The sequence below is a fragment of the Streptomyces sp. SS7 genome (assembly GCF_037993025.1).
Lineage (GTDB): Bacteria > Actinomycetota > Actinomycetes > Streptomycetales > Streptomycetaceae > Streptomyces.
Genome location: NZ_CP141223.1, coordinates 499961 through 513235 on the forward strand (window position 1 = coordinate 499961; position 13275 = coordinate 513235).

At 71.9% G+C, this 13275-nt stretch carries 6 protein-coding genes; 2 read left to right on the plus strand and 4 right to left on the minus strand.

Annotated elements, in window-relative coordinates; all coding sequences use genetic code 11:
• Positions 1–368 precede the first annotated feature (368 nt).
• Positions 369–5516, plus strand: a complete 5148-nt coding sequence (locus tag U5640_RS02345; protein ID WP_340374126.1) for a family 43 glycosylhydrolase — start codon at positions 369–371, stop codon at positions 5514–5516.
• 67 nt (positions 5517–5583) lie between these two features.
• Positions 5584–6489: a hypothetical protein gene (locus U5640_RS02350; protein WP_340374127.1), complete on the plus strand. Its 906-nt coding sequence runs from the start codon at positions 5584–5586 to the stop codon at positions 6487–6489.
• Here U5640_RS02350 and U5640_RS02355 read toward each other — a convergent pair.
• The 4 genes from U5640_RS02355 to U5640_RS02370 are packed head-to-tail and all read right to left on the minus strand — an operon-like array spanning position 6465 to position 13211.
• Positions 6465–9287: a hypothetical protein gene (locus U5640_RS02355; protein WP_340374128.1), complete on the minus strand. Its 2823-nt coding sequence runs from the start codon at positions 9285–9287 to the stop codon at positions 6465–6467. The genes U5640_RS02350 and U5640_RS02355 overlap by 25 nt on opposite strands.
• Complete coding sequence (locus tag U5640_RS02360) at positions 9284–10405, minus strand: AAA family ATPase (protein ID WP_340374129.1); 1122 nt, start codon at positions 10403–10405, stop codon at positions 9284–9286. Before U5640_RS02360 ends, U5640_RS02355 begins: the two co-directional genes overlap by 4 nt.
• Positions 10406–10434: 29 nt before the next feature.
• Positions 10435–11853, minus strand: a complete 1419-nt coding sequence (locus U5640_RS02365; protein ID WP_340374130.1) for a VWA domain-containing protein — start codon at positions 11851–11853, stop codon at positions 10435–10437.
• Positions 11850–13211, minus strand: coding sequence for a hypothetical protein (locus U5640_RS02370; RefSeq protein WP_340384886.1), 1362 nt, complete (start codon positions 13209–13211; stop codon positions 11850–11852). Before U5640_RS02370 ends, U5640_RS02365 begins: the two co-directional genes overlap by 4 nt.
• Positions 13212–13275: the final 64 nt, after the last annotated feature.

Here is a 13275-nt window from a genome sequence, read left to right on the forward strand (position 1 = left end):
CGGTGACGGGACCCATGGTGGCGGTGAGTCACTTCTTTGACCATGTGAGCCGGGCCACTCACCGGCATGTCTCGCCCGATGAGACGTGTTCCGCAAGGCGAATCAGGTCACGGCGGCTGCCGCCGCCGGACCCGGCGCGTCCCGGGCTCGCGGTCGGGGACCTCGATCCGCCGCTCGCGGTCGGCGAGGCGGGGGCGGGCGCTCACCGGATGGCCGGAGTCGTCAACACGGCACTGAGCAGCGGGGCTTGAGAACCATGACGTTTTCGTTCGACCTGTCGGACATTGTTCGAGAAGTCTTGACGCGGCCATGTACACCGTTTGACACTCTCGCAACATCACGTCACACGGCTGAAACGGCGGTCTCCTATGACGCAGAGAAAACGCTTCCGCTTCCGTGCGAGACGCGGGGCGGGCCAACTGGCCGCCGTGACCGCCGTTTCGCTGCTCATGAGCCTCACCGCGGCGGCCGCACCGGCCCGGGCCGCGGGCGACCTCACCGACGGCCTCGCCCTCTGGTACAAGCTCGACGGAGCCTCCGGCACGACCGTGCCCGACGCCTCCGGCCACGGTCGGGACGGCACCCTCAACGGCACCGCCGACTGGTCCGGCCAGGGGCTCGGCTTCAACGGCTCGGACACCTACGTCAAGGTGCCCAACGACGTGATGAAGGGGATGACGTCGATCAGCGTCGCCTTCGACGTGAAGCTCGACGCCACCCAGGCCACGCCGTACTTCCTCTACGGATTCGGCAACTCCAGCGGCGGCAACGGCAACGGCTACCTCTTCGCCACCGGCAACTCCCTGCGCACCTCGATCGCCACCGGAAACTGGTCGACGGAACAGAACACCAAGCCCTCCGACTCCCGCAATCTCACCCGCTCGGTGTGGAAGAACGTCACCTACACCCAGACGGGCACCACCGCGGTCCTGTACGAGGACGGCGTCGAGATCGCCCGCAACACCTCGGTGACCATCACCCCGGGCGCGATCGGCGCCGGCACGACCACCGCCAACTACGTGGGCAAGTCGGTCTACTCGGGCGACAGGCTGTTCAAGGGCAGCATGCGCGACTTCCGGGTCTACGACCGCGCCCTGGCCGCGTCCGAGGTCGAGCAGCTCGCGCTTCCCCTCGCCACCCAGGGCGTCGAGGACGACAAGGCCGCCCTCGACCTGGGCGACACCAGCGCGATCACCGCCGACCTGACACTGCCGAAGACCGGTACCGCCGGGGGCTCCACCATCACCTGGGCCAGCGACAACGCGGACGTGGTGACGGACGCCGGCAAGGTGACCCGTCCCGCCGCGGGCCGGCCCGACGGGCACGCCACCCTCACCGCGACCCTGAAGAAGGGCACGGTCACCGCGACAAGGACGTTCGACATCACCGTCCTCTCGGCATTCGACGACCAGACCGCGGCCGACCGGGCCGCCGAGGCGCTGACCGTCCACAACCTCGACGACGTACGCGGCAACCTCACCCTGCCGGCCTCCGGCACCTACGGCACGGACGTCTCCTGGTCCTCCGCCGACCCGGACGTCGTCTCGGCCGCCGGTGTGGTCCACCGCCCCGCGCACGGCGCGGGCGCCACCGCGGTCGAGCTCACCGCGACGGTCACCAAGGGCGACGCGAAGGCGACCCGGGTGTTCACCGCGAAGGTCCCCGAACTCCCCGCGAAGGAAGCCCTCAAGGGCTACATGTTCAGCTACTTCACAGGCGAGGGCACGGCGAACGGCGAGCAGCTCTACGCCGCGCTCAGCAAGGGCGACGACCCGCTGCACTGGCGTGAGCTGAACGACGGCGAGCCGGTGCTGACCTCGACGCTCGGCGAGCAGGGCCTGCGCGACCCGTTCATCATCCGCTCCCCCGAGGGCGACAAGTTCTACCAGATCGCCACCGACCTCAGGATCTACGGCAACGGCGACTGGGACGCCGCCCAGCGCACCGGCAGCAAGTCCATCATGGTCTGGGAGTCCACCGACCTCGTGCACTGGACGAACCAGCGCCTGGTGAAGATCTCCCCCGACAGCGCGGGCAACACCTGGGCGCCCGAGGCGTACTACGACAGCACCCTCGGTGAGTACGTCGTCTTCTGGGCGTCGAAGCTGTACGACAACGAGGCGCACTCCGGCGACACCTACAACCGGATGATGTACGCCACCACCCGTGACTTCTACACCTTCAGCCAGCCCAAGGTCTGGATCGACCGCGGCTACTCCGTCATCGACTCCACGGTCATCCAGCACGACGGCACCTACTACCGGCTGTCGAAGGACGAGCGCAACAACACCTCCTCCACACCCAACAGCAAGTTCATCTTCGAGGAGAAGAGCGACTCGCTGCTGAACCTGTCCTGGGACGCGGTCGCCGAGGGCATCGGCAAGGGCGCGATGAACGCGGCCGAGGGCCCGCTGGTGTTCAAGTCGAACACCGAGAACAAGTGGTACGCCTTCCTGGACGAGTTCGGCGGGCGCGGCTACATCCCCTTCGAGACCACGGACCTCGCCTCCGGCAAGTGGACGCCGGTCGCCGACTACGACCTGCCCTCGCGACCCCGCCACGGCACGGTCCTGCCGGTCACCCAGGCCGAGTACGACCGGCTGCTCACCGCCTACCAGCCGGACCAGCTCGTCACCGGCGTCGAGGACGTCACCGTCAGGACGCGCACCGGCGAGGCACCGGTGCTCCCCGCGACGGTGATCGCCACCTACTCCGACGGGGTCGAGCGGCCGGTGGCCGTGCACTGGGACGACGTCCCGGAGTCGGCCTACGCGCAGCCCGGTGAGTTCACGGTGACGGGCAGCCTGCCCGACGGCGCCGCGATCCCCGTGCAGGCGAAGGTGACGGTCTCCGCGGCCGGCGCCGACGTGCCCGCCGACCTGCTGCTGCACTACGGCTTCGACGAGACGTCCGGCAACATCGCCGTCGACTCCAGCGGCCACGGCTACCACGGCACCTACGTCCGTACGCCCGCCTTCGGCACCGGCGTGAGCGGCGGCTCGTTCAGCATGTCCGGCGCGAGCGACTCGCCGTATGTGAAGATCCCCGCCGGTGTGCTGAAGAACGCGAGCAGCGTGACCGTCTCGACGTACGCGAAGTGGAAGGGCGGCAGCAACTGGCAGTGGCTGTTCGGGCTCGGTCCGGACAGCAACAAGTACCTCTTCGCGAGCCCCTCCAACGGCTCCTCGAAGCTGTACTCGGCCATCACCAAGGCGAGTTGGTCGGCGGAGTCCAAGCTGACGGCGGGCTCGCAGCTCACCCCCGGCGAGTGGCGGCACGTGACCGTCACCCTGGACGGCTCGACCGGCACGATGGTCCTCTACGTGGACGGCATCGAGGCGGCCCGGGCGACCGGCGTCACCGTCAAGCCCTCCGAGCTGTACGACGCCGACAAGGACTACAGCGGCTACATCGGACGCTCCCTGTACGCGGCCGACCCGTACTTCGGCGGTGAGGTCGACGACTTCCGCATCTACGACCGCGCGCTGTCGGCGGCCGAGGTGATGGAGCTCAGCGGCAACACCACGGGCATCGCGCGCGCCACCCACCCGGCGCTCAAGGTCGACGCCCTGATCGACAACGGCAAGAGCCGCATCACCCTGCCCGTCAAGGAGGGCACCGACCTCACCGCACTGGCACCGGAGTTCACCCTCGCCCACGGCGCGGCCGTCAGCCCCGCCTCGGGCAGTGTGCAGGACTTCACCAAGCCGGTGACGTACGAGGTCACGGGCTCCGACGGCAAGAAGCGCACCTGGACGGTCTCGGCGGTCGAGATGAAGAGCCCGGTGCTGCCGGGGCTCAACGCCGACCCGAACATCGTCCGCTTCGGCGACACCTTCTACCTGTACCCGACGACCGACGGCTTCGACGGCTGGAGCGGTACGCAGTTCAAGGCGTACTCCTCGACCGACCTGGTGCACTGGACGGACCACGGCGTCATCCTCGACCTGGGCCCGGACGTGAGCTGGGCGGACAGCAGGGCCTGGGCGCCGACGATCGCCGAGAAGGACGGGAAGTACTACTTCTACTTCTGCGCCGACGCGAACATCGGCGTGGCCGTCTCCGACTCGCCCACCGGTCCCTTCAAGGACGCGCTCGGCGCACCGCTGCTCAAGGCGGGCCAGCTGAGCGGCCAGATGATCGACCCGGCCGTCTTCACGGACGACGACGGCACGTCGTACCTCTACTGGGGCAACGGCCACGCCTACGTGTCGCCGCTGAACGCCGACATGACCTCGATCGACACCGCGCAGATCAAGGACATCACCCCGAGCGGCTACAACGAGGGCTCGTTCGTGGTGAAGCGCAAGGGCACCTACTACTTCATGTGGTCGGAGAACGACACCCGCGACGAGAACTACCGCGTCGCCTACGCCACCGGCCCCTCCCCCACCGGCCCCTGGACCAAGCGGGGCGTGATCCTGGAGAAGGACGCCACGCAGGGCATCCTGGGCACCGGCCACCACTCGGTCGTCCAGGTCCCGGGCACGGACGACTGGTACATCGCCTACCACCGCTTCGCGATCCCCGGCGGTGACGGCACCCACCGTGAGACCACCATCGACAGGATGGAGTTCGACGCGGACGGTCTGATCGAGAAGGTCGTGCCCACGCTCACGAGCATCGACCCGGTCGCCGTCGTGCACGCCGGTCCCGACGCCACCGGCACGGAGGGCTCGGCGATCGCCCTGAACGGCACGCACTCCGGCGCGGGCACCCCGAAGTGGACCCTCGCCCAGGGCGCGCCCTGCACGATCGCCGACCCGGGCGCGGCCCGGACCACGCTCACCTGCATCGACAACGGCACCTTCACCCTCACCCTGACCAGTGGGCGCAGCACCGACACGGCCGTGGTGACGGTCGGGAACGCGGCTCCGGTCCTCACCTCCGCCACCGGTCCGAGAGCCCCGGCCCCGGTCGGCCGCCGGACGAGCGTCGCGGTCTCCTTCACCGACGCGGGCACCGCCGACACCCACACCTGCACGGTCGACTGGAAGGACGGCACCAGGCCGGCCGCGGGCAAGGTCGTCTCGTCCGGCTGCCTCGCGGAGCACACCTACGCCTCGGCGGGCATCCGCCGGCCGGTGGTCACGGTCACCGACGACGACGGCGCGTCGGCCGCCCGTACGCTCCCCGAGATCGTCGTGTACGACCGCTCGGCCGGTCCGGTGGTGGGCGCGGGCGCCGTCGGCACCCGGAGCTTCTTCACCGTCGCCGCCCGCTACCTCCCGCAGGCCACCACCCCGCTCGGCCAGGTCACCTACGTCTCGGCCCCGGCCCGGGCGAAGTTCCGCTCCACCGGCCTGGACTGGCTGGTCGTCAGCGGCTCCAAGGCCGTCGTCGAGGGCTCCGGCACCCTGGCCGGCAAGAAGGGCTACGGCTTCCGGGTCACGGCCACCGACAACCCCGACACCTTCGCGATCAGGATCTGGAAGAAGTCCGACGGCAAGGTGGTCGTCGACACGGGGGCGGGGGTGAAGCCCGGCTCCGTGACGATCGGCACGCACCGCCGCTAGCACCACTAAAGTCATGGGCCCCCTGCGCACGCAGGGGGCCCATGCGCCGTACGGGGGTAGACACGGCATGCAGACGGTCGAGGACATCTGGAACGAAGCCGATCTCGCCGGGCGCCGCCTGGCCGGGCTGGCTCTGAACCCGGCCGCTCCCGAGGACGTCCTGCTCCGGCTGCTGGCGGACGCCCCGCCCGCGGCACGGATGCTGCTGTGCCGGGACCGGGACCTGCCCGAGGCGGTCGTCGACGCCGTGCTCGCGCATCCGGACGCCCGCACGCGCAGCTTCCTGGCCCGCAATCCGCAGGTCGCCGCCGAGCAGCGGGCGAAGCTCGTGGACGATCCCGACTGGCGCGTGCGCGCCCATCTGGCCGACGGGCCGCGGCACCCCGCCCCACCGCTGGCCCACGAGACCGTGGTCCGCATGATCAGCACCTACGGCAACGAAGAACTGGGCGGATCCGTCTACCTCCAGTTCTCGAACGAACTGCACCAGGCCATGCCCACCCACCCCGACCCCAAGGTCCGGGCCTGGGGAGTCGGCATGTGGACCGGGCTGTCCGAGGAGACACGGGCGGCGCTGCTGGCGGACCCGGACGACGAGGTGCGCCGGAGGGCGGAGCGTCACCGCCGGCACCAGGACCCGGCATGGGTGGAGAGCAATCTGCCGGAGCACCCGTGCCACGGGCGGACCGACGCCCTGGTGAACCTGCCGCTGACCAGGGCCGCCGTGGACAGCGTCCTCCGCGCACCGGCGGGTCCCCAGGAGCGCTCGATGATCGCGCGCAACGCGTCGCTGCCGTACGACGTGGTGGTCCTGCCGGCCTCCGATCCGGACCCGGAGGCGCGGAAGGAGATCACGCGCCGGGCCGACCTCGGGCCGGACCGGATGCGGGCCCTCGCGGTCGATCCGGACCCGGAGGTGCGGCTCGCCGTGTCGGTCCACCCGGCCGGTCAGGTGACGTCCAGCAGGGCCTGAAGGGCCCGCGCGGTTCCCGGGTGCCTCGTGAGGAGGAGCGCGCCACCCGGTTCCGCCGTCTCCCAGGTGCCCTCGCAGCCCAGCAGGGCGGCCAGCGCGTCGCAGGTCCCGGGGTGGGCGGCGAGGAGTGCCGCGCCGCCGCCGGCGGGCGCGGACGGCAGGGCGAGCGGCGGCGCCTCCGGGAGCCGCCACGGCGGGACCCAGCTGTCCAGCTCCGCGAGCCGGGCCGGGAACACGCGGCCGGCCTCGCGGACGATCAGCGGGGCCAGTTCGGTGCCGCCCGCGCGCAAGGTGGTGATCAGGGTCGGCAGCCAGGGCAGCAGGACCCGGTCGGGGAGCCGGGCGAAGGCGTTGGACACGGCCTCGACGACGAAGGCGGCCAGGGCCGGAACCGGTTCGAGGGCATGCACGAATCCGCTCAGATAGCGGGGGTAGGCCGGGACGACCAGCGGGTTGGCGAGCAGCTCGTCGCAGCGCTCCCGCAGCGCCGCCCTGGGCAGGGTGCCCAGGTGGGTCTGGGCCGCCCACAGCAGGGCGGTGCGCGCGGGCTCCGCCGGGTGGGACTGGGCCAGGGCCAGTTCGAGCTGGGTGCGGTCGCAGCCCAGGGAGAGGGCGAGGCTCTCCATGCCGAACAGGAAGCCCAGCATCGCGGCGACCTGACGGACGGTCGCGTCCTCGTCGGCGAACGCGGTCGGCAGCAGTGTGCAGTAGTGCGCGTACCCGGTCTTGACGAAGGACTCGATCCAGGACGGCAGGACCGGTTCGGCGGTGCGGTAGTACGCCAGCAGCCGGCGGACGCGGCCCAGCACCTCCGGGGCGCCGTCGACGCTGCGTTCGGCCGCGAGGACCTCCAGCGCGCGGGTGCCCAGCTCGTCGGCGAGCCGTCGGCTGCGCAGGTACACGATCGCGTCCTCGACCGCCGCGAGGACAGTCGCCGCCGTGGCCTGCGGCGCGTACGCGGTGCGGCGCAGCCGCTGCTCCAGGACCTGCTCGATGCTGACGCCCTCGTAGCCGAGTTCGATGAGCGACCGCTGGTGGGTGCCGAGAGCGAGGTCCCAGGACTCCTGGATGGGCCGCTGGCCGAGACCGCGGTCGCCCATGATGGGACGGGCGGCGCCCTCGGGCAGCAGCCAGCGCAGCATCCACAGCACGTCGGAGCAGTGCCCCAGTTCGGGCCGGGCGGCGATGTCCAGCAGGGCACGCTGGACCCCGCGCTGCTGGAGCCGCAGGTTCAGCGGGGCGAGCCGGTCGTGGACGTCCCGGGCCAGCGGCGGCAGCGCGTCGTAGCCGACCTGACCGACCCGGTCGCCGCCCATCATGATCTCGACGAGCCGGCCGACGTCCCGCCGGCCCGGCACCCGGTCCTTCTCGATGCAGGTGACGGCCGCGTCCTGGAAGTCGTACGGCGTCGGCTTGGCGCGGTCGCGCATGCCGGCCAGCAGGATCGACGTCTCGAAGACGGCGATGGCGTCGGCGGTGGAGGCGAGGTAGCCGTTGCGGCGGGCGGCGCGCACGATCTCCACCGACCAGCCGAGCAGTTCGGCCTCGTCGAGGGTGTCGAGGACGGGCGGCCGGCGCAGGAACCCGGTGAGCCTGTCGGCGGGTACGGCCGCGGCGGCGGCCGGCGGGGCCGCGGGCGCGGGGAGGCTCTTCTTCGGCTTGGCGCCGGCCTGGCCCGCGAGCCGGTAGGGCTTCACCCGGGTGCGCTTGAGGTTCTTCGCCCATTCCGTGGCGGCGATGGAGACCGAGCCGGCGGCCAGCCCGAACTGGGCCTCGATCGCGGCGTGGCTGGACGGGATCAGTCCGTGCCGCCAGGTGGTGCCGCTGGGCGGACTGATGCTGAAGGTGTCGCTGCCGTGCACGCCGAACTCCTCGACCCGGCTCGCCGCGTGGAAGGCTCCGCAGACGTAGAGGCAGTCGGCGGGGTCGGTGCCGGTGGCGGCGAGGTGGTGCCGCATCCGCGTCCACATGTACCGCTCGCGGTCCTCGTCGACGCGGGCCTTGTGCTCCTCCCCGGGTGCGAGGCGGCGGAAGAGGCTGCCGATGAGCAGCATCACCTGGCGGTAGGTGTCGTGGTCGCTGTCGCCGAGGGGCAGTTCGACGTACTGGTGCCACCACTCGGACCAGTGCCGGACCCGGCCGTGGCGCAGGAGGTGTTCCTCCAGTTCGGCGAAGCGCGGGCGCAGGTCGCCGATCTCCACGCCGACGGCGTCGCCGTGCAGGGCGCTCTCCTCGCCCGCCGCCGGTGCGTCGGGGTCCGGGGTGTCGGCCGGGGTCGGCTCGGGTGGGCCGGCGTCCCGCTCCCACTGGAACACATGGTCCGAGGAGCGGTCGACCAGGACCAGTTCGACGCCGGGGGTGTCCAGGGCGTAGGCGATGGCCTGGTACTCGGCGGAGGCCTCGGTGATCGGGGCGACGACCGACAGCGGGGACCAGTCGGCGGGGAAGCCCTCCACCTCGGACGCGAACGCCTGGACGGCCACCGGGAGGCGGCAGTTGCGCAGCTCGGTGAGGAGAGGCGCCATGTCCTCGCACAGCTCCAGGTAGACCACCTTCGGCCGCTTCTCGCGCAGTCGGCGGGCCATGGCGATCGCCGAGGCCGGTGAGTGGTGGCAGACGGGGAAGATCTCCAGCGGTTCGCGCACCGCGCGCTCGACGTCGTCCACGATGCCCCGCAGGATGCCCTCCAGGGCGCCGGGGCCGTCGGCGAAGGCCGTGGCGGCCTCGTGGAGCTGGCCGCGGAGGGCCTCGAAGGGGGTGCCGCCGCCGTTCACACCGCTCCCGTGCTCGCCGGTCATGACAGGGTCGCGATCGCGTCGCGGCCGCCCTCGAGGAACTCCGGCCAGGAGCCGCCCTCTTCCTTGCTGCGCGGCTCGACCACACCGTGCAGGTACTTGTTGAGGATGGCGAGGTCCTCCGGCTCGCGCCGGGCGAGGGAGCCGACGAGCGAGGAGGCGAGGGTGCGGGCGGTCAGGGCGCGGTCACCGAAGAAGTTGCTGTGCAGGATGGCGTCCTCCAGGACACCGATCTGCTCGGCGGTGGACAGCGCGGACTCCAGCTTCTCGTCGTCGCTGCCGGCGGCGGCCGCGGACGCGCGCAGGTCGGCGAAGCTCTGCAGGAGCACGTCCAGCAGGGTGGGCGGGACGTCGAGCTCGATGCGGTGGCGGCGCAGGAGTTCCTCGGTGCGGAAGCGGACGATCTCCGCCTCGCTCTTCTTGTTCGTCACGACCGGGATGCGGACGAAGTTGAAGCGGCGCTTGAGCGCGGAGGACAGGTCGTTCACGCCCCGGTCGCGGCTGTTGGCGGTGGCGATGACCGAGAAGCCGGGCTTGGCGAAGACGATGTTCTCGCCGTCGGCGCCGTCCAGTTCGGGGACGGAGATGTACTTCTCGGAGAGGATCGAGATCAGCGCGTCCTGGACGTCGCTGGTGGATCGGGTCAGTTCCTCGAAACGGCCGATGGTGCCGGTCTCCATCGCGGTCATGATCGGCGAGGGGATCATCGACTCGCGCGACTGGCCCTTGGCGATCACCATGGACACGTTCCACGAGTACTTGATGTGGTCCTCGGTGGTGCCCGCCGTGCCCTGCACGACCTGGGTGGAGTTGCGGCAGACGGCCGCCGACAGCAGTTCGGCGAGCCAGCTCTTGCCGGTGCCGGGATCGCCGATGAGCAGCAGCCCGCGGTCGGAGGCCAGGGTCACGATGGAACGCTCGACGAAGCTGCGGTCGCCGAACCACTTCTGGTCGATCTCCCGGTCGAGGCCGTCGGCGCGCTCGGAGCCCAGGATGAACACCCGGATCATCTTCGGCGACAGCCGCCAGGAGAACGGCTTGGGGTTGTCGTCGATCGACTCCAGCCAGTCCAGTTCCTCGGCGAACTTGATCTCGGCGGGGGCGCGCAACAGGTCGGTCATGACGGTGCCTTTCAGAAGAATGAGGGGTGCTAGGCGAGGAACGTCTTGAGTTCGTCGACGAGCTTGCGGATGTGGCCCGAGATCACCGGGGTGCCCTGGTCCTTGAAGCGCTCCCGGAACCAGGGGTTGACGCTGCCGCGCCCCGAGCTGGTCACCGACCCGACGGGGATGAACTTGACCCCGGAGCGGTGCAGGGCGGCCATGCTGTCGAACAGCGGCTGGTGGTGCCATTCGTAGAAGTCGGAGATCCACACCACGACGGTGTTGCGCGGCTCGGCGATCTTCGGCTGGGCCAGGGCCATGGCGACCGTGCCGTCGGTGCCGCCGCCGAGCTGGGTGCGCAGCAGGGTCTCGAAGGGGTCGTGCACCCAGGGAGTGAGGTCGACCGCCCGGGTGTCGTAGGCGACGAGGTGGACGTCCACTCGCGGCAGTCCGGCGAAGATCGAGGCCAGGATGGTGCAGTTGACCATCGAGTCGACCATCGAGCCCGACTGGTCGACGACCACGATGAGCCGCTGGGGTGTCGTCCTGCGGGCGGTGTGCCGGTAGTAGAGGCGGTCGACGTAGAGCCGCTCCTCCTCGGGGCTGTAGTTGGTGAGGTTCTTCCAGATGGTGCGGTCGAGGTCGAGGTTGCGGAAGACGCGCTTCGGCGGGATCGAGCGGTCGATCGCACCGACGGTGGCCTTCTCGACCTGGGTGCGCAGGACCTCCGCGACCTCGTCGACGAACCGGCGGATCAGCGCCTTGGCGTTGGCGAGGGCCACGCCCGAGAGGTTGTCCTTGTCGCGCAGGAGTTGCTCGATGAGCGACATGCTCGGGGTGAGGCGGGCGGCGAGCGCGGGGTCGGCGAGCACCTCGCGCAGTTTCATGCGGCGGACGAGGTCGCCCTCCAGGGCGCCCAGTTCGGGTCCGATCGCCGGGACGAGGCTGCCGAGGTCGGGGGTGGCACGGTGGCCGCCGGTCCCGGTGGGGCTCGCGCCCCGGCCCGCGCCCCGGCCCGCGCCGCGTCCGCCGCGCAGGTCGCCGGGTGAGCAGCCCAGGGCGCGCTCCAGCCAGCCGGCGTCGGACTGCCACCGGGCGAGCTGTCCGGCACTGACGGCTCCGCTGCCGGTGCTGAACACGTTGAGCAGCACCTTGGACACCAGGGCCGCGCGGCGCACCTCCGCGGCGCCGTCCCGCGGGTCGTCGGCGGTGTCGGTGTCGTCGACCACCATCAGGCCGTCGAACGCGTCGGCCAGGTGGGGATGGCGCTGCACGATCGAGTCGACGGAGGCGTGCGGGTCCAGCAGGGCGGGCGGGAGGCCGATGTCCTCGACGACGGCGAGGCTCGCCGACTCCAGCGCGGCCTGCTCCTCGGGGTCGAAGAGACGGGCGAGGAGCCGCCAGTACAGCACCTGCCGACGGTTGTCGTGCGGCACGGGCGTCGGATCGGTGGTCGGTTCGGTCATGTGCGCAGCAGCCTTCCCGCTCGCTCCCGCAGGACGGTCACGGCGTCGGTGGCGGCCTTCTCGGCCTTGACGCCCGTCCGGTCGGTGGTTCCGCCGGCCCAGGCGCCCGCCTGGAGGGCGACGGTCTTGCGGCGCACGGTCGTCTCGACGGCGAGCGGCTGGATGCGGAAGGCGCCGCCGTCCCAGCGGAGCAGGCCGACGCAGGCGCCGGAGGCCGCGACGGCCTCGGGGGTCAGCGGGCCCGCGACCGGGATGCGGTCGGTGTCGACGACGAGGTCGTCGCCCGCGTGGGTGAGGACGAGGGTGTCGCCGTCCCACCGGGTGGCGTAGCCCTCCAGGAACACCGGTTCCGCGAGGCGGGCGGGGTGCCGGTCGAGCGGCGCGGTGGCCGGCGCGGTGGCCGTGGGCAGGGCGACGCGGGCGGTGGCGAAGGGGTCCGCCGGTTCGCCCGGGCGGGCCCGGGTGTCGTCCCAGAGGAGGTCGCCCTCCTCGGTGAGGGGCATGGCGTCCAGCCGCATCGTCCGGTCTTCGCCGAGGGCGGCGAGCAGCGACAGATGCGGTCGCAGCAGCTGCCAGACCCCGGCCGCGACCACGCTGTCCGGCTTGGGCACCGAGACGCTCGCGCGGACCAGCCGGGACGGGGTGCCGTCGTCGGGTTCGAACAGGGCGTGGACCTGGGCCTGCGCGGCGGTCGCGTGTTCGTGCAGGTCGATGCCGAGCGGCAGCAGCCGCCCGGTGGCGGTGCCAGCGGCGGGCCGGCCGGTGGCGCCGGGCCGGGTGAGCAGCAGGCCGCGGGCCCAGAGGTCGCCCCAGCGGCGGGCCGGAACACGCTCCAGGGCGGAGCCGGGGCAGGAGGCGGCGAGCTCGGCGGCGAAGCCGTCGAGCAGGGCGGCGAGCCGCCGCAGTTCGGGCCGGGGCAGCATCGCGGAGACGATCGGGGCGGCGCCGCCGACGAGTTCGTGGTCGATGCCCTGCCAGCCGGCGCGGGCGAGGTCCGCGAGCCAGGTCCGGGCGGCGGCGAGCAGGTTGGCCTGCTGCGGGTCGCCGGCCGCGGCAGGGGTGTCGTCGGCGCGGATGCGGCCGGTGGCGGCGTCGGCGCGGGCGGTGAGCGCGTCGTGGACGGCGCCGAGGAGGGCGGAGCGGGCGGCGGCCAGGGCGAGGAGGTGGTCCTCGTCCGCGGTTCCCGCGGCGGCCTGCTCGGCGGCCGCGGCGACCCGGGCGGCCAACGGGCTGCCGGAGACGGCGCGGGCGAGTTCCGCGAGGCCCGCGGCCTGGTCGGAGCGGGGCCGCAGCAGCCCGGCGACGAGACACCGGTCGAGGGCGTCGACCGCGGCCAGGGCTTCCTCCAGGCCGTCCACCGGGGCACCGAGCGCACCGGTGGACTCCCCCGCGCCCGGGCGCTCCCCCGCGCCGCCCGGATCC